Source organism: Curtobacterium sp. 314Chir4.1 (assembly GCF_900215175.1).
Lineage (GTDB): Bacteria > Actinomycetota > Actinomycetes > Actinomycetales > Microbacteriaceae > Curtobacterium > Curtobacterium pusillum_A.
In genome coordinates this window covers 161,728-182,664 of record NZ_OCMI01000006.1, presented here as the reverse complement: position 1 = coordinate 182,664, position 20,937 = coordinate 161,728, and the positions used below count along the sequence as shown (strand labels likewise).

Below are 20,937 nucleotides of genomic sequence, written 5' to 3'. Positions count from 1 at the left end.
CGTCTCGTTGTCAGGCTGTCTAGGGACCTCACGGGATGCGCTCTTCCGCACCCCGCTGACGGACTGGAGGCACGGTGCCAGCCTGCACCGCGCCTCCAGGACGCGACGTGGTCGCGCGTGATCCGGTCGCGTCAGGCGGCGACCTGCTCGGCCGACGCGTCGGCGAGCGCGGTCAGCGCGCCCTGCACGAGCTCGGTGACCTCGGCGTCCTCGCGCGGGTGGGTCTCCGCGAAGCGGACGACCGACTGCGGGATGGCGACCTTGACGTCCTCCAGGACCTTCGCACCGGCGATGCCGGCGACCTTGCGGGCGTCGTCGTGCGCCCAGACACCGCCGTACTGGCCGAACGCCGAACCGATCGCGGCGAGGGGCTTGCCCGAGATCGGGGAGGCGCCGAACGGACGGGAGGCCCAGTCGAGCGCGTTCTTCAGGACGGCCGGGATCGTGCCGTTGTACTCGGGCGTGACGAGCAGGACGGCGTCGGCAGCGTCGATGGCGGCGCGGAACGCGACGGCGGAGGCGGGCGGGGTCTCGCCGTCGATGTCCTCGTTGTAGAAGGGCAGGTCGACGATGCCGTCGAACGTGGTGACCTCGATGCCCTCCGGCGCGTGGTGGACTGCCGCCTCGGCGAGCTTGCGGTTGATCGAGTCGGCGCGGAGGCTGCCGACGAGGGCGAGGACGTTCGTCATGGGGATCCTGTTCGTTCTGGAGCGGAAAGGTGTCACCGACAACCAAAGCATCCGACCACCGGGGTATTCCCGTCTGTGTAGGTTGACGACGTGAGCACGCTTCGGACGCCGGCCAGCACACCGCGCACGACCGACCCGGACTGGTGGCGGAACGCCGTCGTCTACCAGGTCTACCCACGCAGCTTCGCCGACGCGGACGGCGACGGGCTGGGTGACGTCGCCGGGATCACGAGTCGCGTGCCGTACCTGGCGTCGCTCGGCGTCGACGCGATCTGGCTCTCGCCGTTCTTCCCGTCACCCCTGGCCGACGGCGGCTACGACGTCGCCGACTACCGTGCCGTCGACCCTCGACTCGGGACGCTCGACGACTTCGACGCACTGGTCCGGGCGGCGCACGAGCACGACGTGCGGGTCATCGTCGACGTCGTGCCGAACCACACCTCGTCCTCCCACGTCTGGTTCCAGGCGGCGCTCGCCGCTGCGCCCGGGTCACCCGAACGGGCGCGCTACGTGTTCCGCGACGGCGCCGGTCCCTCGGGCGAGCAGCCGCCGAGCGACTGGGTGTCGAACTTCGGCGGGAGTGCGTGGACCAGGGTCCCGGACGGCCAGTGGTACCTGCACCTGTTCGCCCCGGAGCAGCCCGACCTGGACTGGTCGAACCCGTCGGTCCGGAGCGACTTCGAGGACACCCTGCGCTTCTGGTCCGACCGCGGCGTCGACGGCTTCCGGGTGGACGTCGCCCACGGGCTGGCGAAGGACCTCTCGACGCCGTACCGCCCGTCGAACGAGCACGCGCTGCCGCTCGACGGCTCGGACCCGCTCTACGACCGCGACGAGGTGCACGCGATCTTCGAGTCGTGGCGGACCGTCCTGGACGAGTACGACCCGCCCCGTGCCGCGGTCGCCGAGGCCTGGGCCCCCGCGCCCCGCAGGGTGCTCTACGCGCGGCCGACCGAACTCGGTCAGGCGTTCAACTTCGACCTGCTCGAGGCGCCCTTCGACGCGTCGGCGTTCCGGACGGTCATCGACAGGAACCTCGCTGCTTCGCGTGAATCCGGGGCATCCAGCACGTGGGTGCTGTCGAACCACGACGTCGTGCGGCACGCGACCCGGTACGGGCTGCCGGACGGCACCGACACCGACGCCTGGCTGATGACCGACGGCACGCAGCCGACGCTCGACCGCGAGCGGGGGCTCCGTCGGGCGCGCGCGGCGACGCTCCTCGTGCTGGCGCTGCCGGGGTCGTCGTACGTCTACCAGGGCGAGGAGCTCGGGCTGCAGGAGGCCGCGGCGATCCCGCACGACCTGCTGCAGGATCCGAAGTGGATCCGCACCGGCCACACCGTGAAGGGCCGGGACGGCTGCCGTGTGCCGATCCCCTGGACGACGTCGGGGCCCTCGTTCGGCTTCGGAGCGGTGGCGCCCCACCTGCCGCAGCCCGCCGACTTCGGGGCGTCGTCGGTCGAGGCGGAGTCGGGCGACGAGTCGTCGACGCTGTCGCTGTACCGTGCGGCACTCGCCGCCCGGCGGCAGCTGCAGCGGGGTGAATTGCTCGAGTGGATCGACGCGGGCGACGGCGTCGTCGCGTTCGCACGCCACGACGGGTGGCGGTCGGTCACGAACTTCGGCACGGAGCCGGTCGCCCTGCCCGCCGGGTCGGTCGTGGTGTCGTCCGGACCGCTGACGGACGGTGCGCTGCCGGGTGAGGCGACGGTCTGGCTCGCCTGACCCGAGGATCCTCCTCCACAGCCTGGAGGCACGGGGTGGCGATCCACAGATCGTCCGACGTCCGCCTGCTGGTCACCACCCGGTCGCGACCATCGGGGCATGAGAGATCCCAACACCCCGACGAGCGGCCGTGCGGCCGCCCGGTCCCGTCCCGTCCGGCTCGCCGTGGCCGTCGCGAGCGCGGTCACCGCGCTCGGCGTCCTCGCCGCGCCCGCGTTCAGCACCGCCGCGTCGTCCGCCGACGAGCTCGCCTTCCCGTACACGAACCACTTCGACTCCGCCGCGGGTGGCACCCCCGACGGGCACGCCGTGATCGCCGACGGCCGACTGCGGCTCACCGACGACGTCCAGAAGCAGGCCGGAGCGTGGTCGACCGACGACACGTTCCCGTCCGACCTCGGGCTCGAGATCGAGTTCGAGTACGCCATGTGGAACGACGTGGGCGATCCCGGGGCGGACGGCCTGGTGCTCTCCCTCGCGGACGGCGCCGCACCGCAGGGCGTCGGAGCGTTCGGCGCGGCCCTCGGCTACTCCTGCCGGCACGAGCAGAGCCAGGGCGGCGAGTTCCCCTGCGACCTGCCGGGACTCCCCGGTGCCTTCGCCGGGATCGCGCTCGACCAGTACGGCAACTTCTCCCAACCGCTCAACCAGTCGGGCCCGGGCCCACAGGCCGAGTCCGTGGTGATCCGCGGGTCGGGCAACGGTCTGGACGGCTACCGCTACGTCGACGGAGTCAGCGCACCCGGCGACGTGGAGACCGAGGGCCCGCGACCCCGGAAGGTGCGGGTGACCCTCCTGCCCGGGTCTGCGGGCGAGCTCTCCGTCACCGTGCGGCTCGAGGCCTCCGGTGCGATGCGGACGGTACTCGACCGGGTGCCCCTGCACGGCGACGGACAGGCACCGCTCCCGCGCACGCTCCGTCTCGGGTTCTCCGCAGCGACCGGGTCCCACGTGAACGCGCACGAGATCGACGCCCTGCGCGTGTGGCAGCCCGCCGACCTCGCCGTGGAGCACGACCTCGCGCCGACCGCGACGGCCGGCGACGTGGTCGAGTACGACGTGGTCGCACGCAACGTCGGCCCCAACGGGTCGGCTCCGAGCGCCCTCGACGTCGACGTCCCCGACGTGTTGCAGGACGTGACGTGGTCGTGTTCCGCCGACGCCGGGTCCTCGTGCGGGTCGCCGTCCGGCACGGGCGACGTCTCGACCGAGGTCGACCTCCCGCGTGACGGAGTGGCCACCGTCACGGTGCGCGGGGAGCTCCCGGCCGGGACGACCGGCGGCCTCGACAGCGTCGCGACGATCCGCACTGCGCCCTCCCTGGCGGACGTCGACGAGTCCGACAACGTCTCCGCCGCGAGCGCGACGATCGAGGTCGGAGCCGAGCCGGTGGCGCACGTGGAGACCGACAAGTCCGTCGAGCCGTCGACCGGCATCGCCCCCGGTGACGAGGTCGAGTACACCGTCACCGCGCGGAACGTCGGACCGGAGCCGGCCGAACAGGTCGGTGCCGTGGACGAACTCCCGACGGCGATGCGGTTCGTCGGGTCGGACGACGGGTGCACCGCCTCCGGTCAGGTGGTGACCTGCTCCTCGGGGCGTTCGCTCGCGGCCGGGGAGTCGATCGCCTTCCGGATCCGCGCGGCACTCGACCCCGGGTACGAGGGCGACGGGTCCGACGTGGTCAACGTCGCGACGGCCACCTCTCCGACGGACCCCGACGGCGGGCGGCCCTCGCCCGAGGTGGGCATCGGCGTGGTCGACCCGGACGACGGCGGGCCGGATGACGGCGGCCCCGGCGACGGCGGTCCGGGCGACGACGGACCGGGCGACGACGGCGGTCAGGACGACGCCCGGGCGCCGGAGCCGGGCGGTCGCGCCGTGAACGGGACGGGTGCGCTCGCGTACACGGGCGCCGAGGACCTCGGACTGCTCGCGGCGATCGCCGGCGTGGCCGTGGCGGCTGGCGGTACCTGCTGGTGGCTCGCGCGTCGACGCCGGGCACGGGCAGCGGCGGAGGACGCACCGAGCACGTGACGGTCACGGGTCGGCGGAGCACCCGGAACGGTGCTGCTCCGCCGACCGTTCGACCCGGAACCGTCCGGGTTCGAGCATCCTCAGCGGCGGGACCGCCACCGCGGTCGGCCGCACCACGCTCCGGCGGTAGGATCGAACCACGATCCGCATGCCCGAAAGAGGTCTCGTGTCCGACTCCGTGGACGACTCCGGCCAGCGCGCGCGGTACTGGCCGATCCCCGTCCTCCGGGCCGTCCCAGCCGCGATCGTGGCCCTCGTCATCACCTTCTCGTCCAACCACGCAGCGGGCTACGGCCTGCTGCTGTTCGGCGGGTTCGCGGTCGTCGACGGGCTCGTGCTCCTGCTCGCGGGGCTCACCCGCCTCAGCGCGGACGACCGGTCGCGGCGCACGACCCTCGTGCAGGCGGTCGTCACGCTGCTCGCCGCGGTCGCCGCCTTCGCGTGCAACGGACTCGGGCTCCCGGCGTTCATCGCCGTGATCGTCGCCTTCGCGGTGCTGACCGGGGCCCTCGAGCTGACGCAGGGCCTCCGTGCCCGCCGTCGCTCGCCGTTCGCCCGTGACTGGACAACCGTCGGCGGCCTCACGCTGCTGCTCGCAGTCGCCTTCCTGGTGACGCCCCCCGACTACACACAACAGCTCGGCGGCGTCGAGCAGGTCACCGGCACACTGGACGCGTCGATCGTCCTCGTCGGCCTGCTCGGCGCGTACCTCGCCGTCACGGCGGTCTTCCACGTGATCGCCGGACTCTCGCACAAGTGGGGAACGGCCGCTCCGGCAGCCGCCCCGGACGGAGCACCACACGCATGACCACCCCCAGCCGTCGCGACCGCCTGCGCCCGGTCGAGCTCCTCGGGATCTCCGCGATCGTCGCGGTCTTCACCGGACTCGTCGTGCTGTTCTCGACGCGGGAACTCCAGCTCGCCGTGATCTTCCTCGGCGTGGCGTTCATCGTCGTCGTGGTCGTGCTCGCGATGCTGCAGCTCGCGTCGTCGAGCGACCAGGACGACAACGACATGCTCGGCGGTCACAAGACCCCGGGTGAAGGAGACGGCGACGACTTCCACTGAGTCTCCTGCCGTCCGGGCGCTGCCGTCACGTCGGCCGTTCCAGGGCGATCCGGACCTGCCGCAGCGCTACCGACACCGGTACCTGATCCTCGCGGTCTGCTGCATGAGCCTGTTCATCGTGTCGATGGACGCCACGGTGGTGAACGTCGCACTGCCGTCGATCGGCCGGGAGCTCGACAGCACCATCTCCGGTCTGCAGTGGACGATCGACGCCTACACACTGGTCCTGGCGAGCCTCCTCCTGCTGTCGGGCTCGACCGCTGACCGGATCGGCCGCCGACGGACGTTCCAGATCGGCCTCGCGCTGTTCACGGTCGGGTCGCTCCTCTGCTCGATCGCGCCGGGCGTCGGGTGGCTCGTGGTCTTCCGGATGGTCCAGGCGGTCGGCGGGTCGATGATGAACCCGGTCGCGATGTCGATCATCACCGCCACGTTCGACGACGCGAAGGAACGCGCCCGCGCGGTGGGCGTGTGGGGTGCGGTGGTCGGGGTGTCGATGGGGCTCGGGCCGCTCGTCGGCGGGGCGCTCACGGACACCGTCGGGTGGCGCGCGATCTTCTGGATCAACGTGCCGATCGGCATCGCGGCGATCGTCCTGACGTTCCTGTTCGTCCCCGAGTCGAAGTCGCCGAAGCCCCGGCGGCTCGACCCGGTCGGGCAGGTGCTCGTCATCGTGCTCCTCGCCACCCTCGTCGGCGGGCTCATCGAGGGTCCGCGGCTCGGTTGGACGTCCCCGGCGGCCCTCGGCCTGTTCGTCGTCGCGGCGGCCTCCCTGGTCGTGCTCGTCGCCGTCGAGCGTCGTCGCCGTGAACCGCTCGTCGACGTCCGTTTCTTCCGGAGCATCCCGTTCTCGTCCGCCGTGGTGACGGCCATCGCGGCGTTCGGTGCGAACGGGGCGTTCCTGTTCCTCAACGCGCTCTACCTGCAGGAGGTCCGGGGGATGTCCCCGTTCGAGGCCGGCCTGTGGACCCTGCCGGCCGCGGTCGCGACGATGGTGGTGTCCCCGCTGTCCGGGCGCCTCGTCGGGTCGGTGGGCACGCGGATCCCGCTCGTCCTCGCCGGCATCGGTGTCGGGGGCGCCGGTGCGATCCTCACCACCATCGACGCCCACACCCCGATGTGGGTGCTCGTCGTGGCCTTCGTGCTGTTCGGGTTCGGGTTCGGGATGGTCAACGCGCCGATCACGAACACTGCGGTGTCGGGCATGCCCCGCGCGCAGTCCGGCTCGGCCGCGGCGGTCGCGTCGACGAGTCGGCAGACCGGCGTCTCGCTCGGGGTCGCCCTCGCGGGGACGGTCACGGGCGCGAGCGCGGTGGCGAGCGTCGGCGCCGGGTTCGCGGTGGCCACGCACGCCATGTGGTGGATCGTGGTCGGGATCGGCGCGGGCATCATCGTCGTCGGCTTCCTCTCCACGACCGCGACGGCGAAGCGCTCGGTCGAGGGCATCGCGCACCTGCTCCAGGACTGACGCCCGGGCGGGGCGAGACGCCTCCGCGCGCACGAGACACCGCCGAATCCGGCGGCGTCTCGACGGAGACGGGGCGTCTCGACACCGAGCGACACGCCCGGGAGCACGGATTCGGCGCGGCCCTGTCAGGATCGCGCCCACGGCCGACACCTCAGGGTGAAGGAGGTGGGAAGTGGGCGTGACGACCGAGTCGGACGAAGCGATCATCCGTGCGATGGCGCAGGGCGACAAAGGCGCGCTCGCACGGGCGTTCGATCGCTACGCGGCGACGCTCACGCGGTACGCCTGGGCCCTCGCCGACGACCGGATGGACGTCGAGGAGATCGTCCAGGACGCCTTCCTCACCCTCTGGCAGCGTGCCGCGACACTCGAGCTCCCCGCGGACACGATGCTCCCGTGGCTGCTCGTCGTCTGCCGGAACCACGCACTGAACGCCGGTCGCAAGCGGACCAAGCACCGCGGCGACGAACTCCCCGAGAACCTCCCCGCCCCCGAGGACCACAGCGAGGCCCGTGAACGGCTCCGCTGGGTCCGCGACGAGATCGCCGCGCTCCCCGAGACCGACCGACGCATCTGCGAGCTGTGCCTGCTCGAGGGCCGCTCGTACGCCGAGGCCGCCGAGGCGCTCGGCCTGAGCGTCGGGGCGGTCACCCAGCGGGTCTCCCGCAACCGACGCCGACTCAAGAAGGTGGTGATGCACGATGAACACTGAACCTCCCGAGGGAGACGACCTGCACCGCATGCTCGTCTCGATGAAGCAGAACGTCCTCGAGCGCGCCACCCCGCGTCCGAAGCGGCGTCGTGTCCGTCCGGGCATCGCGATCGGTGTCGTCGGACTGCTGGCCATCGGGACCGCGACGGGTGCCGTCGCCCTGTCCCTGTCGCAGCAGGAGCAGCCGACCGCGGCGCCGACGCAGACCCAGCAGCCCGAGCCGGCGCCGTCCGCGACGACGCCGACGTCCGCACCGATCACGCCGACGGCGACGCCGACCCGAAGCGCTGTCGCGACGATCCCGACGACCTGCCGCGGGACCGTCCCGTCCGACGACTACGACCGCTTCTTCGGGTCCACCCCGTTGACGGAGATCGACCAGACGCAGGAATCGACGGGGACGGACTCGCCGGACATCCTCTGGACGGGTGGTTCCGCGGCGATCACGTGTGTGTGGGCCGATCCCAGCGCCGACGTCACCGGCCTCACGATGGACATCGGGACCACCGGTCCCGAGGCGGACGAGCGGCTCGCGGAGAGTTCGTGGGACTGCCAGGAACGCGACGGTGGTCGGATGTGCCAGCTGACCGTCCCTGCGGAGCCGTACCCGGTCGACCAGACGACGACGGTCTTCATCCGCGGCGACACGTTCGTCGTGATCCGGCAAGCCAACTTCCCGACCAACGGCCTGCTCGACGCCGTGGTGGGGGAGATCTGGGGGGACTGACGGCCTGGAGGCGCGTGGCGGGGACGACCCGTGCCTCCAGTCCGTCGGTGGGGAACCTCACACGACGCGGGCCGCGACGATGTCGCGGGCCAGCGTCCGGACCGCGCGGTTCGGCTCCGGACTCGTCCGTGTCGCGAGGCCGATCCGCAGCGGCTCCACGGTGTCCTCGAGTTCGAGCACCACGCCGTCGTGCCGGACGCCCGAGTCCGGGACCACCCCGACCCCGAGACCGGCCGAGGCGAACCGGACGACCGCGGGCATGTCGTTCATCTCGGCGACGATCCGCCGCCGGATGCCGAGCCGTTCGAGTGCCGTGTCGAGGATGATCCGGTTCCCGAAGCCGTGGGCCGTGTCGATGAAGGGTTCCTCGGCGAGGTCGGCCAGCGACACCGAACCCCGATCGGCAAGGGCGTGGTCGGCGGACAGGAACACCCGGAACGGCATCTCCCGCAGCGGCTCGACCACCACGCCCGTCGGGATGCCCGGCAGGCCCGTGTAGGCGATGTCGAGCCGCCCGGCGACCAGGTCCTGCACGAGTCCGGTCGTCCCGGACGGCGACGTCATGAGCTCGACCGCGACGAGCGGGTGCCGCTGCCGGAACCGTCGGAGGACCCCGGTGAGGTCGACGATGTCCATGCTCGTGAAGATCCCGAGCCGGACCCGGCCGCGGAGCTCGGCGTCGGAGACGGTCGCGAGGTCGCGCATCCGGTCGATGGACTCCAGCACTGCACGGGCGTGCGGCAGGAGGTCCTCGCCGGCGGTGGTGAGCACGAGGTGTCGCCCGGTGCGGTCGAACAGCCGGACGCCGAGGCTCCGCTCGAGCGACGCGATGCCGGCCGACACGGTCGACTGCGCCGCCCAGAGCCGTTCGGCAGCGCGGGTCACGCTGCCCTCCGCCGCGACGGTCACGAACTGTTCGAGCAGGCGGGTCTCCATCCCTCGAGTATCGACCCGCTCGATGGTCGTCATCAAGGAGATCCGTTGGACTCGATGGCGCGTCGGCTGCACCATCGGAGCATGTCCACTCTCACCGCCCCGTCCCACACCGTCGAACCCGTGGTCGAGGCTCCCCGCGGCCGCCGTCAGCACACCCGTCGTCGGCACGGCTTCGGCTTCTGGGCCGTGGCGTTCGCGTTCCTCGCGGTGATGGCCTTCGCGACCGTCCCCGCGCCGCTCTACGTGATCTACCAGGCGCGGGACGGCTTCCCGACGTTCACGACGACCGTGGTGTTCGCCGCCTACGGAGTGGGCGTCGTCGCGGCGCTGTACCTCGCCGGACACCTCAGCGACGTGCACGGCCGACGACCGCTCATCCTGGTTTCGATCGCGCTCGAGCTCGTCGCGGCCGTGCTGTTCCTGCTCTGGAACGACGTCAGCGGGCTCATCGTCGCTCGGCTCGTCACCGGCCTCGGCGTCGGGCTGCTGACGGCCACGGCGACCGCGCACCTCGGCGAGCTCCGGGTCCGGGCGACCGGGTCGGCTTCGTCGGCCTCCGGCGCAGGGGTGGTCGCGGGGGTCGTGAACCTCGGTGGGCTGTCGCTCGGCGCGCTCGTCGGCGGTGCCCTGGCGGAGTTCGTCGGGCAGCCGCTCATGGTGCCGTACGTCGTGTTCGTCGTCGCCCTCGCGGTTGCGTTCGTCGTGGTGCTCGCGGCGCCCGAGACCGTCGACCGGCCGTCGGCGCCGGTCGCCTACCGGCCGCAGCGACTGCAGGCACCGGAGGGCAAGGGCGCCGCGTTCTGGGCCGCCGGGACCGCCGCGTTCGCCGCGCTGGCGGTGCAGGGCCTGTTCACCTCGGTCGCGCCGACGTTCCTCGGGACGACCTTCCACGTGACGGACCGGCTGGCAGCCGGAGCGACGACGTTCGGGGTGTTCGCCGCGAGTGCGGTGTCGCAGATCGTGTTCGCCCGGCTCACGCAGCGCGCGCAGATCCGGCTCGGCATGGTGCTGCTCGTCGGCGGGCTCGTGATCCTCGCCGCGGCGGCCGTGCTGCTGCAGGTCGCCGGGTTCATCGGAGGCGGGGTGATCGCCGGAGCTGGTGTCGGACTGCTGTTCCGCGCCGCGATCGGCAGCGCCGGAGCGCTCGTCGAGCCCTCTCGTCGCGGTGGCGTCCTCGCCGCGACGTTCCTCATCGCCTACGCCGGACTGACGGTGCCCGTCGTGGCGGTCGGTGCTGCGCTCCTCGTGCTGCCGACCCTGCCGGTGCTGCTCGGCTACGTCGTGCTCGTGATCGCTCTGGCGGTCGTCGCCGGGAACCGCCTGGCCGCACGCGCGTAGGACGCGCCGCCCACTTCCGCTCACGAAGTGCCGTGGGGGCGGCGACCGCCTGGAGGCACGACACCCGTCCGGCATACTGGGCGCGTGTCCCAGAAGCGCAACCGTTCCGTCATCGCGGGGGTCGCCGCCGTCCTGGCCGCCGGCCTCGTCGCGGGCGGCGTCGCGCTGACCGCGCAGCGCGGCGCCGACGACCCGGTGATCGGCGGCGCGGGCGTCACCATCACGCCCAGCGCCACGGCCGGCGAGGGCACGGCAACCGACGGCACCGTGACGATCACCCGCACGGGGCCGGACCTGCCGGGCGACGCCGTCCTCGATCGCTGCGACACGAGCAGCCGGCAGACCGTCGCGCAGTACGACACCGCTGCGCTCGGCACCGTGGTCCTGCAGTGCGGGAACTCCGGGCAGGGCTACGAGCACATCCGCGTCCGGCACACCCGGGACTGGCAGGACGTCGTCACGGGCCACGGCTCCCGCGACTGGGACGACGCGATGCTCACCGCCGTGCAGACCGTCCTCGAGACACCGCGCACCGGGTACCCGCAGGACGCCGGCGACGGCAAGGTCTGCTACTCGGCACCCGTGCAGTTCGACGACGGCTCGCGTCCGGGTGCCGAACCGTTCGTGAAGGTCATCGTGTCGTCCACCACGGACCGCGTCATCACCGCCTACCCGACGCGCGACGACGGCTGCTGACCGGGGCTCCGGCCCGCCGCCGACGCAGTACGACACCCCCGACGTCGTACGACATCGGGGATGTCGTTCCGGGTCGACCGACTTACGCGTGCACCTCGTGCTCGTGCCGACGGTGGGACGCGGGCTCGAGCTGGAACGTCGAGTGCTCCACGGGGACGTCGAAGTGCTCCGCCACGCACTGCTGCAGGTCGTCGAGGATCCTCGGCGCGTGCGCGGTCGAGAAGCACTCGTCGTCGACCACCACGTGCGCCGTGAGGTTCGGGACACCCGTGGCCACGAGCGTCGCGTGCAGGTCGTGCACGGCGATGACGTGGTCGAGCTCGAGGATGTGCCCCCGCACGGCGTCGAGGTCGAGCCCGGGCGGCGTCGACTCGAGCAGGACGTTGGCGGTCTCGCGCAGGAGCCGGATCGCACGCGGCAGGATGAGCAACCCGATGAGGATCGCCGCGACGGAGTCCGCCCGTTCCCACCCGGTCAGCATGAGGACGACGGCCGCGGCGATGACGGCGACCGAGCCGAGCGTGTCGTTCAGGACCTCGAGTCGAGCAGCCCGAGACGTGAAGCCCTCGCCGGAGGCCCGCAGCAGTACCGCGTACGCCACGAGGTTGCCGACGAGCCCGATGATCCCGAAGACGAGCAGGGGCCCGGAGTGGATCTCGGCCGGCACGAACAGGCGCTGGACCGCCGAGATGATCACGTAGACGCCGACCGCCAGCAGGATGGCCGCCTGCGCCGTGGCCCCGAGGACCTCGGCCCGCTGGAAGCCCCACGTGCGCTGCGCTGTCGGACTGCGTCGGGCGAGCCGTGTGGCGACGAGGCCGATGCCGAGACCGCCGGTGTCGACGACCATGTGGCCCGCGTCGACGAGCAGCGCGAGCGATCCGGTGACGACCGCGCCGATCACCTCGGCGAGCAGGATCCCCGCCGAGATGCAGAAGGCGATGAGCAGGGCGCGCTCGGACGCGTGCCCGTGCCCGTGGTCGTGTCCCATGCGCAACATCGTAGGGACCTGCACCGACGACGTGCCAGGATCGGGAGCGTGACCCGGTCGCCGTACGAGCTGAGCACGCCGCCCGACGTCCTCGCCCGGCTGCACCCGCGGCTGCGGACGTACTTCGGTCCGGTCCCGCCCGGTCACGTCGGCCGTGGCGAGGGTGTCTTCGACGTCGTCGGCACGCCCCGGCGCTGGCTCTGGCCGCTGCTCGCCTGGTTCGCCCGCGACGCCGTCGTGTTCCCGGTCTGGGAGCGGGACGTCCCGTTCACGGTCGAGAACCGTCCGGCTCGCGTCCACCGCGGGTCGGGAACCAGCCTGGAGGCCCGCGTCGCCGTCCGCGCGCACCGCACCTTCCGGTTCCGCTCCGGCGCCCGCACGATGGTGGACGCCATCACCGCCGAACCCGAGGGGCTCGTCGACCACCTCGGTCGCCGTGGGCGCGTCAGCGCCCTGCTCCGGACGGAGGTCGACGGGACCGGTCCGGACGCGGGCGCCCTGCGCCTGGTCTCCACGCGCGTGACGTTCCGTGCGCTGGGACGGGAGTGGTGCCTCCCGGCCCTGATCGCACCGCGTGTGACGCTCACGGAACGATTCGATGACGATGCCGATCTGCAGCGCGTGTCCCTGGTGCTCTCGGCACCGGTCGTCGGCACGCTGTACCGGTACGAGGGGGCGTTCCGGTACGAGATCGCGCCGGACACAGAACGGGGATGAGATGAGCGACCAGAAGGGCCGCGCCGTGATCGCGGGGGCGAGCGGCTTCGTCGGGCAGTACCTGCAGGACGCCTTCCGCGACGAGGGCTACGAGGTCGTCACGATCGGCCGCACCGGCGACGCCGTGTGGGGCAACACCATGCGGATCCGCGAGCTCGTGGACGGAGCAGCACTCGTCGTGAACATGGCCGGCAAGAGCGTCAACTGCCGGTACGGGCGTCGGAACCGGGCGGAGATCATCCGGTCCCGGGTCGACACCACCCTCGAACTCGCCGAGGCGATCCGCACGAGCGAACACCCGCCGCCGCTCTGGCTCAACGCCTCCACCGCGACGATCTACCGGCACGCCGACGACCGCCCGCAGGACGAAGCGACGGGCGAGCTCGGCGAGGGGTTCTCGGTGTCCGTGGCCAAGGCATGGGAGGACGCTCTCTACGCGGTGGACCTCCCGGGCACCCGACGCGTCGCGCTCCGGATGGCGATCGTGTTCGGTGACGGGAGCGCCCTCGTCCCCCTGCTCCGCCTGGCGCAGGCCGGGCTCGGTGGCCCGCAGTACGACGGCCCGTGGTTCCCGACGCGCTCCCGGCTCCGTGCGGGCACCTACCACCACGACCGGCACACCCGTGGCCGGCAGCGGTTCAGCTGGGTGCACATCGCCGACGTCCTCGGGGCGATCCGGTTCGTGCGCGACCACGAGGACATCGACGGCGCCGTGAACGTCTCCAGCCCGAACCCGTCGGACAACCGCACCGTGATGGCCACCATCCGGGACGCCGTCGGGCGCCGGTTCGGGATCCCGACCTGGCGGTGGATGCTCGAGATCGGGTCGTTCGCGATCCGCACGGAGACCGAGCTCGTGCTGAAGAGCCGGTGGGTGGTGCCGACGCGCCTCGTCGAGGCAGGGTACGAGTTCCGCTACCCGCACCTCCGCGGGGCGCTCGCCGGGATCATCGCGGAGCGTCGCCAGCACCGGGGCTGAGCACCGGGACCGGGAGACCGGCGGTGGTGACCGGCAGCGCCCGCGGTCGGGCCGCGCGCGACGACCAGAGCACGGCCGCGACGACCACCGCGCCGGCGGCGATCTCCACGACGTCCGGTACCTCGCCGAACGCCGCCCACGACGCGAGCACGCCCACCACGGGCACGAGCATCGAGAACGGCGCGACGGTGCTCGACGGGTACGTCGCCATCAGCCGTGACCAGATGCCGTAGCCCACCAGGGTGGCGACGAGCACGATGTAGAGCAGTCCGAGGTCGGCAGGCAGGGCCTCAGCGGTGAACGCCGTCCCGAGCGCGTTCCCGATGCGCGAGGGCCCCTCGACGACGAACGACAGCACGGCCATCGGGATCGGCGGGACGATCGACCACCAGAGCGTCAGGTGCAGCGGGTTCGGCGCTCCGGCACGCCGGGTGGCGACGTTGCCGATCGCCCAGCCGAGCGCGCCGCAGAGCGCGAGCACGACGGGCAGGAGTGCCGCCGCCTGGGCCCGGTGCACGGCGATCGCGGCGAGGGCGCACACCGCGATCGTCACCCCGATCACCTGCCGCCCGGTGAGTCGCTCGCGCAGGAACACCCCGGCGAGCACGACCGTGAACGGCGCCGACGCCTGCAGCACGAGCGAGGCGAGCCCGGACGGCATGCCCGACGCCATGCTGAGGTAGAGGAACGCGAACTGCAGCACTCCGAGCCCGAAGCCGACGAGCAGCAGGCGGCCGAACGGGATCCTCGGACGCGGGACGAGCAGCACGGTCGGCACGGCGAGCAGGGTGAACCGCAGCGCCGCGAGCAGGAACGGCGGGAAGTGCTCGAGCGCCAGTGCCGTCGCGGGGAAGTTGAGCCCCCACACGACGGCGACGACCACGGCGAGGAGACGGTCACGGGTACGCACGGGTCGATCGTGACGCACCAGAACCGTGCAGCACCAGCGAAGAGTTCCGAAGCGACGTTGTAGGGTCCCTGCATGGTCGACTTCGACGTACAGCTGCTCGCCGTCCTCCGCGAACTCGACGAACGCGGCAGTGTCACCGCCGTCGCCGAGGCCACCCACCGGACACCGAGCGCCGTGTCGCAGCAGCTCCAGACCCTCCAGCGCCAGGTCGGTGTCGTCCTGGTCGAACGCGTCGGCCGTGGTGTCCGGCTGACCGAGCACGGGCGGGTGCTCGCGGGCCTGGCCGGCGGGGTCGCGACGGCGATCGCCACCGTGGACGCCGCCTGGCGGGAACACCTCGGCGGCGCGGGTGGTCGCGTCGACCTCGCCGTGTTCCCGTCAGCCGCCGAGCTCCTGCTCCCCGGACTCCTCACCCGGATGCGCGAGCACCCCGGCATCGAGCTCGTGCTGGTGGACGTGGACGTCAGCGAGGACGAGTTCGGCCCGCTCGCCGCCGACCACGACGTCGTCATCGGCCACCGGCCGGACGGCGCCCCGCCCGCGGGACGGGAAGCGCTCGAGACCGTCCCACTCCTGCGCGAACCACTCGACGTCGCGCTCCCGCTCGACCACCGGCTGGCGTCCCGCGAACGCGTCCGGATCGACGACGTCGTGGGGGAGTCGTGGATCGGGGTGCCCGCGGGCTACCCGATCGACCGGGTGCTCACGGCCATGGCGGCGGCGACGGACACCCCGCCGAGCGTCGGGTTCCGCACGATCCACCTGCCGGTGATCGAGAACCTCGTGGCCGCGGGGCACGGCGTCGCGCTCGTGCCGCGGTACACCTCGGGCACGCGTGCGCCGGGGCGCTTCCACCTGGCGGAGCTCGCGGACGTCCGCGCGGGTCGCCGGATCGAGGCGCTCGTCCGTCCGGACCGTGCGGTCCGTCCTGCGGTCCGTACCGTCCTGGAGGCGCTGGTCGCCGAGGCCCTGGACGTCACCACCTGAGGTGGCGGGCCGACGCGCGGGGCGCGACCCGCGCCTCCAGTCCGGCGAGACGCCGTCATGACCGCGAGACGCCGTCCCGGCCGCGAGACGCCGCCGCATCGCGCGTTGTCCCACACGTCGCGCGGCGTCTCGCGCCGGGCGCGGCGTCTCGTCTCAGTGAGACGAGACGCCCGTCGGCCGGCGAGACGCCGCGTCAGACGTCGAGGTGGTCGACCAGCTCGTCCGCGAGGCCCGTGTAGGTGGCCGGCGTGAGGTTCGTCAGTCGCGCCTTCGCACCGGACGAGATGTCCAGACCGTTCACGAACGCGACGAGTTCCGCCTGCCCGATGCGCTTGCCGCGCGTGAGCTCCTTGAGCATCGCGTACGGGTCCTCGATGTTCGACTGGCCCGCGGTGACCTCGGCACGGATGACCGTCTGGATGGCCTCGGCGAGCACCTCCCAGTTGTGGTCGAGGTCCTCGGCGAGGCGCGCCTCGTTCACGGCGATCTCGCCCAGGCCGCGGCGCAGGTTGTCGAGCGCGAGCAGCGAGTGCCCGAACGCGACGCCGATGTTCCGCTGCGTGGTGGAGTCGGTGAGGTCACGCTGCAGCCGGCTCGTAACGAGGGTCTCGGAGAGCGTGGAGAACAGTGCCGACGAGATCTCGAGGTTCGCCTCGGCGTTCTCGAACCGGATCGGGTTGATCTTGTGCGGCATCGTCGACGAACCCGTGGCCCCCGCGACCGGGATCTGCGTGAAGTACCCCATCGAGATGTAGGTCCACACGTCGGTCGCGAGGTTGTGCAGGATCCGGTTCGCGTGGCGCACCCGGTCGTACAGCTCGGCCTGCCAGTCGTGCGACTCGATCTGCGTGGTGAGCGGGTTCCAGGTGAGCCCGAGTCCCTCGACGAACTCCTTCGACAGTGCCGGCCAGTCCGCCTCGGGGTCGGCCGCGAGGTGCGCCGAGAAGGTGCCGGTCGCACCGGAGAACTTGCCGAGGTACTCGCCGCCCTCGATCTGCGCCAGCACGCGCTCGAGGCGGTACACGACCACCGCGAGCTCCTTGCCGAGCGTCGTCGGGGTCGCCGGCTGGCCGTGCGTGTGTGACAGCATCGGGACGCTCTTGAGCTCCTCGGCCATCCCACGCAGCACCGTCAGGACGGCCTTGAACGCCGGCAGCCAGACCTGGTCGACGGTGTCGCGCACGGTGAGCGCGTACGACAGGTTGTTGACGTCCTCGCTCGTCGCGGCGAAGTGGGTGAGCTCGGCGATGGAGTCGAGCCCGAGCTCCGACAGGCGGCGGCGCACGAAGTACTCGACCGCCTTGACGTCGTGACGGGTCGTGGCCTCGATCTCGGCGAGCTCGGCGATCTGCGTCTGCCCGAAGGTCTCGACGACCTGCCGGAGCGCGGCCTTGTCGTCGACGCTGAGCGGCGACGTGGTGAACATCGCGTGGTCGGTCAAGAAGATGAGCCACTCGACCTCGACCACGATGCGTGCGCGGTTGAGGCCGGCCTCGGAGAGGTGCTCGCCCACCGTGTGCACGATCGGGTAGTAGCGCCCGTCGAGCGGGCTGATCGGCTGCGGGGGAAGGGGGGTCATGGGGCTCCCTGACGGACTGCCGGCTCGAGTTGGCGGAAGAGCGCCCGGCAGGCCCGTTCGACGGTCGAGAGCACTCGGTCGAACTCGTGCCGGTCCGCGTAGTACGGATCCGGTACGTCGGTCTGCTGGGGCCAGGCGTCGTCGTACCGCAACAGGAGCGTCACCTTCGCGGCGTCGTCCATGGTCGGTGCCCACGAGCGCAGGATGCGTTCGTGGGAGCGGTCGAGTGCGACCACCAGGTCGAGGTCCGGGAACCGGTCCGGGTCGAACTGACGGGCGCGATGCCTGCTGCCATCGTATCCGCGCGCGGCGAGGGCTGCGATCGTGCGCTCGTCGGCAGGTTCGCCGACGTGCCAGTCGCCGGTGCCGGCGGACTCGACCTGGAAGCGGTCGGACATGCCGGCGTCGGCCGCCAGCTGGGCGAAGACGATGCCGGCCATGGGGGAGCGGCAGATGTTGCCGCTGCAGACGAACGAGACCCGGAAGGGGGCTCCGGCGTCCGTGGTCATGGGGACATCATGACGCAGGGACGTCGCGTCCGCGACGGGCGTCGCGTTCGTCGTCGTGCCGGGAGGCGCGGTGCCGGTCGCGTCGTCGGCCCGCGTCACGCGCGCTGGCGGTTGAGCACCGGGCGCACGAAGAGCCCGATCAGCCAGGCGAAGACGGCGAGCACGAAGGCGCCGACGATGCCCCACCCGAACGACTCCACGTTCAGCCCGAACCCGAACGCGTCCGAGATCCCGGCGACGATGAGCAGCAGGATCGCGTTGACGACGAACGAGATGAGCCCGAGGGTCAGGATGTAGATCGGGAACGCCACGATCCGGATGAGCGTGCCGATCACCGCGTTGACGAGGCCGAACACGAACGCCACCAGCAGGTAGGTCAGCACGGTGGCCGTGGTGCCGCCGTCGCCGAACGGGGTGACGGAGACGCCGCTGACGATGAGCGTGGTGAGCCAGAGCGCAACGGCGTTGACGACGAGGCGGACGAGGAATCGCATGCACCCATGATGCCCTCCGGTGGCCGGGGACGGGCCGATGGTGCGCGGGGACGGGCCGGTAGCCTGTCCTCGTGACTGACGAGCGCGTGCACATCCGGCCCGAGATCGCGGTGCTCCCCGCCTACAAGCAGGGACGCCAGGCCGCGGCCGACGCCTTCAAGCTGTCGAGCAACGAGAACCCGTTCCCGCCGTTGCCCGGCGTGGTCGAGGCCGTGCAGGCGCAGACGGCGTTCAACCGCTACCCCGACGCGACCGCCCTCGCCGTGCGCGCCGTGCTCGCGAACCGTTTCGGCACCACCGTCGACGAGGTGCACGTCGCCCCGGGCAGCGTGGCGATCCTGCACGAGCTCGCGAAGGCCACGTCCGGTCCCGGCGACGAGATCGTCTACGCCTGGCGCTCCTTCGAGGCGTACCCGGGCGTCGTCACGGTCGCCGGTGCCACCAGCGTGCAGGTGCCGAACCGCGCCGACGGCGGCCACGACCTCGACGCGATGGCCGCGGCCGTCACCGAGCGCACCCGCATGGTGATCGTCTGCACGCCGAACAACCCGACCGGACCGGTCGTCACGGGCGCCGAGTTCGAGGCGCTCATGGCACGGGTGCCGTCCTCGGTGCTGGTCGTCCTCGACGAGGCCTACGCCGAGTTCGTCACCGAACCCACCGCCGTCCGTGGTGCCCCGCTGCTCGAGCGGTACCCGAACCTCGTCGTCCTCCGCACGTTCTCGAAGGCGTACGGGCTGGCCGGCCTCCGCGTCGGGTACGCCCTCGGTCCGGCGTACGTGCTCGACGCCGTCCGTGCCTGCGCGATCCCCCTGTCGGTCACGGCGCAGGGGCAGGCCGCGGCGCTCGCCAGCCTCGAACGCGAGTCCGAGCTGCTCGCGCGCGTGTCGGAGATCGCCGCACTCCGCGACCGCATCGTCACGTCGCTGCGGGAGCAGGGCTGGGACGTGCCCGACGCGCAGGGCAACTTCGTGTGGCTGCCCACGGGCGAGCTGACCGCGCACGCGACGGAGCGCTTCGAGCAGGCCGGCATCATCGTCCGCGCCTTCGGGAACGAGGGCATCCGCATCTCCATCGGTGAGCACGAGGCTGTGGGAACGCTCCTCGAAACGGCGGGCTCGCTTGTGGGGGACCTCCAGGCAGCCGAGTAGTCGCTGCCGCTACGCTGGCCCGCATGTCATTCCGCGCCGCGGCCCCCGCGACGACCACCATCCGGCTCCTCGACACCGAGGGCCGGTTCGTGGAGACCGACGAGAACGCCGAGTTCGCCGCCGCCGCGCGGGCGATCCCGGACGAGACCCTGCTGGCGATGCACCGCCGCATGGTCCTCACCCGTCGGTTCGACCACGCCGGTCACAACCTCCAGCGCACCGGGCAGCTCGGCCTCTGGGTCCCGAGCCACGGACAGGAAGCCGCGCAGACCGGCTCCGTGTTCGCCCTGCGCGCGCAGGACCACGTCTTCCCGTCCTACCGCGAGCACGCGGTCACGATGCACCGCGGCGTCGAGCCGATGGAGATCATCGCGATGTACCGCGGGCAGACGCACGGCGGCTGGGACCCGGACGAGCGCGGCAACACGCACATCTCCACCCTCGTGATCGGCTCGCAGACGCTGCACGCCACCGGCTACGCCCTCGGGCAGAAGCTCGACGGCGACGTCGGCACGGGCGACCCGGACCGCGACGCGTGCTCGATCGTGTACTTCGGCGACGGCGCGACCAGCCAGGGCGACGTGAACGAGGCGTACGTGTTCTCGGCCTCGACCAAGGCGCCTGTCGTCTTCTTCCTGCAGAACAACCACTGGGCGATCTCGGTCCCCGTGGCCGTGCAGTCGCCGACGCCGCTCGTCGACCGCCCCCGCGGCTTCGGCATCCCGAGCGTCCTCATCGACGGCAACGACGTCCTCGCGTCGTACACGGCATCCGTCGTCGCCACCGACCACGCCCGCAGCGGCCAGGGTCCGGCGTTCATCGAGGCGGACACGTACCGCATCGGTGCGCACACCAGCTCGGACGACCCGAGTCGGTACCGCGGCGACGACGAGCTCGACGAGTGGGTCCGCCGCGACCCGATCACCCGGTCCGCCGCGTACCTGCGCAGCAAGGGCGTCACCGACGAGCAGCTCGCCACGTTCGACGAGGAGGGCGAGGACATCGCCGCCGACGTCCGTCGCCGCACGGTGGCCCTGACGGCACCGTCGGTGGACGTCATGTTCGACAACGTGTACCGCGAGCCGCATCCGCTGATCGCCGAGCAGAAGGCATGGCTCGAACGGTACGAGGCCGGCTACGAAGGGGGCGCCCACGCATGAGCACCACCGAGCAGCTCTTCGACTACACGCTGCGCTCCCACCCGGGCGCCGGCGAGGTCCC

General features: G+C 72.0%; 21 protein-coding genes. 14 read left to right on the top strand and 7 right to left on the bottom strand.

The features are described from left to right. Positions 1-131: 131 nt before the first annotated feature. Positions 132-689: an NADPH-dependent FMN reductase gene (locus tag CRP27_RS17725; RefSeq protein WP_097181922.1), complete on the bottom strand. Its 558-nt coding sequence runs from the start codon at positions 687-689 to the stop codon at positions 132-134. 90 nt (positions 690-779) lie between these two features. On the opposite strand from CRP27_RS17725, the gene CRP27_RS17720 reads away from it, so the two are divergent. The 7 genes from CRP27_RS17720 to CRP27_RS17690 all read left to right on the top strand — a co-directional run bounded on the left by CRP27_RS17720 (position 780) and on the right by CRP27_RS17690 (position 8,429). Beyond that, positions 780-2,417 carry an alpha-amylase family glycosyl hydrolase gene (locus CRP27_RS17720; RefSeq protein WP_097181921.1) on the top strand — a complete coding sequence of 546 codons (1,638 nt, stop codon included), beginning with the start codon at positions 780-782 and terminating at the stop codon, positions 2,415-2,417. Between the two features lie 99 nt (positions 2,418-2,516). Then, on the top strand, positions 2,517-4,454 hold the full coding sequence (locus tag CRP27_RS17715) for a DUF11 domain-containing protein (RefSeq protein ID WP_097181920.1): 1,938 nt from the start codon (positions 2,517-2,519) through the stop codon (positions 4,452-4,454). A 166-nt stretch (positions 4,455-4,620) separates the two neighbouring features. Continuing rightward, a complete protein-coding gene (locus CRP27_RS17710; protein ID WP_097181919.1) occupies positions 4,621-5,262 on the top strand; it encodes a DUF308 domain-containing protein in 642 nt (213 codons plus the stop codon). Next, positions 5,259-5,522 carry a hypothetical protein gene (locus CRP27_RS17705; protein WP_079237915.1) on the top strand — a complete coding sequence of 88 codons (264 nt, stop codon included), beginning with the start codon at positions 5,259-5,261 and terminating at the stop codon, positions 5,520-5,522. Before CRP27_RS17710 ends, CRP27_RS17705 begins: the two co-directional genes overlap by 4 nt. Before the next feature lie 19 nt (positions 5,523-5,541). After that, positions 5,542-6,990, top strand: coding sequence for a DHA2 family efflux MFS transporter permease subunit (locus CRP27_RS17700; RefSeq protein ID WP_369680024.1), 1,449 nt, complete (start codon positions 5,542-5,544; stop codon positions 6,988-6,990). A gap of 172 nt (positions 6,991-7,162) precedes the next feature. After that, positions 7,163-7,702: an RNA polymerase sigma factor gene (locus CRP27_RS17695; protein ID WP_097181918.1), complete on the top strand. Its 540-nt coding sequence runs from the start codon at positions 7,163-7,165 to the stop codon at positions 7,700-7,702. After that, positions 7,692-8,429, top strand: a complete 738-nt coding sequence (locus CRP27_RS17690; protein WP_141399818.1) for a hypothetical protein — start codon at positions 7,692-7,694, stop codon at positions 8,427-8,429. The genes CRP27_RS17695 and CRP27_RS17690 overlap by 11 nt, the downstream gene beginning before the upstream one ends. A gap of 57 nt (positions 8,430-8,486) precedes the next feature. On the opposite strand, the gene CRP27_RS17685 is transcribed toward CRP27_RS17690, so the two are convergent. Next, the gene (locus CRP27_RS17685) at positions 8,487-9,398 is read right to left on the bottom strand and encodes a LysR family transcriptional regulator (RefSeq protein WP_176505673.1); all 912 of its coding nucleotides are present in this window, start codon (positions 9,396-9,398) and stop codon (positions 8,487-8,489) included. A 48-nt stretch (positions 9,399-9,446) separates the two neighbouring features. On the opposite strand from CRP27_RS17685, the gene CRP27_RS17680 reads away from it, so the two are divergent. Both CRP27_RS17680 and CRP27_RS17675 read left to right on the top strand, forming a co-directional pair. Next, positions 9,447-10,703 (top strand): MFS transporter, encoded by a 1,257-nt coding sequence (locus CRP27_RS17680; protein WP_097181915.1) that lies wholly within the window; start codon positions 9,447-9,449, stop codon positions 10,701-10,703. An 84-nt stretch (positions 10,704-10,787) separates the two neighbouring features. Beyond that, the gene (locus tag CRP27_RS17675) at positions 10,788-11,399 is read left to right on the top strand and encodes a hypothetical protein (RefSeq protein WP_097181914.1); all 612 of its coding nucleotides are present in this window, start codon (positions 10,788-10,790) and stop codon (positions 11,397-11,399) included. A gap of 82 nt (positions 11,400-11,481) precedes the next feature. On the opposite strand, the gene CRP27_RS17670 is transcribed toward CRP27_RS17675, so the two are convergent. Further along, positions 11,482-12,390: a cation diffusion facilitator family transporter gene (locus CRP27_RS17670; protein WP_097181913.1), complete on the bottom strand. Its 909-nt coding sequence runs from the start codon at positions 12,388-12,390 to the stop codon at positions 11,482-11,484. Between the two features lie 48 nt (positions 12,391-12,438). Here CRP27_RS17670 and CRP27_RS17665 point away from each other — a divergent pair, with 48 nt between their 5' ends. Beyond that, the gene (locus tag CRP27_RS17665) at positions 12,439-13,107 is read left to right on the top strand and encodes a DUF4166 domain-containing protein (protein ID WP_097181912.1); all 669 of its coding nucleotides are present in this window, start codon (positions 12,439-12,441) and stop codon (positions 13,105-13,107) included. Position 13,108: 1 nt separating this feature from the next. Further along, entirely contained in the window at positions 13,109-14,086 is a 978-nt protein-coding gene (locus tag CRP27_RS17660) for an epimerase (RefSeq protein ID WP_097181911.1), read from the top strand. Here CRP27_RS17660 and CRP27_RS17655 read toward each other — a convergent pair. After that, positions 14,055-14,996 carry an EamA family transporter gene (locus tag CRP27_RS17655; RefSeq protein WP_097181910.1) on the bottom strand — a complete coding sequence of 314 codons (942 nt, stop codon included), beginning with the start codon at positions 14,994-14,996 and terminating at the stop codon, positions 14,055-14,057. The two genes, CRP27_RS17660 and CRP27_RS17655, sit on opposite strands and share 32 nt — an antisense overlap. Positions 14,997-15,068: 72 nt before the next feature. Here CRP27_RS17655 and CRP27_RS17650 point away from each other — a divergent pair, with 72 nt between their 5' ends. Next, positions 15,069-15,983 (top strand): LysR family transcriptional regulator, encoded by a 915-nt coding sequence (locus tag CRP27_RS17650; RefSeq protein ID WP_097181909.1) that lies wholly within the window; start codon positions 15,069-15,071, stop codon positions 15,981-15,983. A 193-nt stretch (positions 15,984-16,176) separates the two neighbouring features. On the opposite strand, the gene purB is transcribed toward CRP27_RS17650, so the two are convergent. The 3 genes from purB to CRP27_RS17635 all read right to left on the bottom strand — a co-directional run bounded on the left by purB (position 16,177) and on the right by CRP27_RS17635 (position 18,565). Beyond that, the gene (gene purB / locus CRP27_RS17645; RefSeq protein WP_097181908.1) at positions 16,177-17,562 is read right to left on the bottom strand and encodes an adenylosuccinate lyase; all 1,386 of its coding nucleotides are present in this window, start codon (positions 17,560-17,562) and stop codon (positions 16,177-16,179) included. Next, a complete protein-coding gene (locus CRP27_RS17640) occupies positions 17,559-18,071 on the bottom strand; it encodes a low molecular weight protein-tyrosine-phosphatase (protein ID WP_097181947.1) in 513 nt (170 codons plus the stop codon). The genes purB and CRP27_RS17640 overlap by 4 nt, the downstream gene beginning before the upstream one ends. A 95-nt stretch (positions 18,072-18,166) precedes the next feature. Then, positions 18,167-18,565, bottom strand: coding sequence for a phage holin family protein (locus tag CRP27_RS17635; RefSeq protein ID WP_079237926.1), 399 nt, complete (start codon positions 18,563-18,565; stop codon positions 18,167-18,169). 71 nt (positions 18,566-18,636) lie between these two features. On the opposite strand from CRP27_RS17635, the gene CRP27_RS17630 reads away from it, so the two are divergent. Then, positions 18,637-19,716 carry a histidinol-phosphate transaminase gene (locus CRP27_RS17630; protein ID WP_097181907.1) on the top strand — a complete coding sequence of 360 codons (1,080 nt, stop codon included), beginning with the start codon at positions 18,637-18,639 and terminating at the stop codon, positions 19,714-19,716. A 23-nt stretch (positions 19,717-19,739) separates the two neighbouring features. Further along, positions 19,740-20,876, top strand: a complete 1,137-nt coding sequence (locus CRP27_RS17625; protein ID WP_097181906.1) for a thiamine pyrophosphate-dependent enzyme — start codon at positions 19,740-19,742, stop codon at positions 20,874-20,876. Positions 20,877-20,937: the final 61 nt, after the last annotated feature.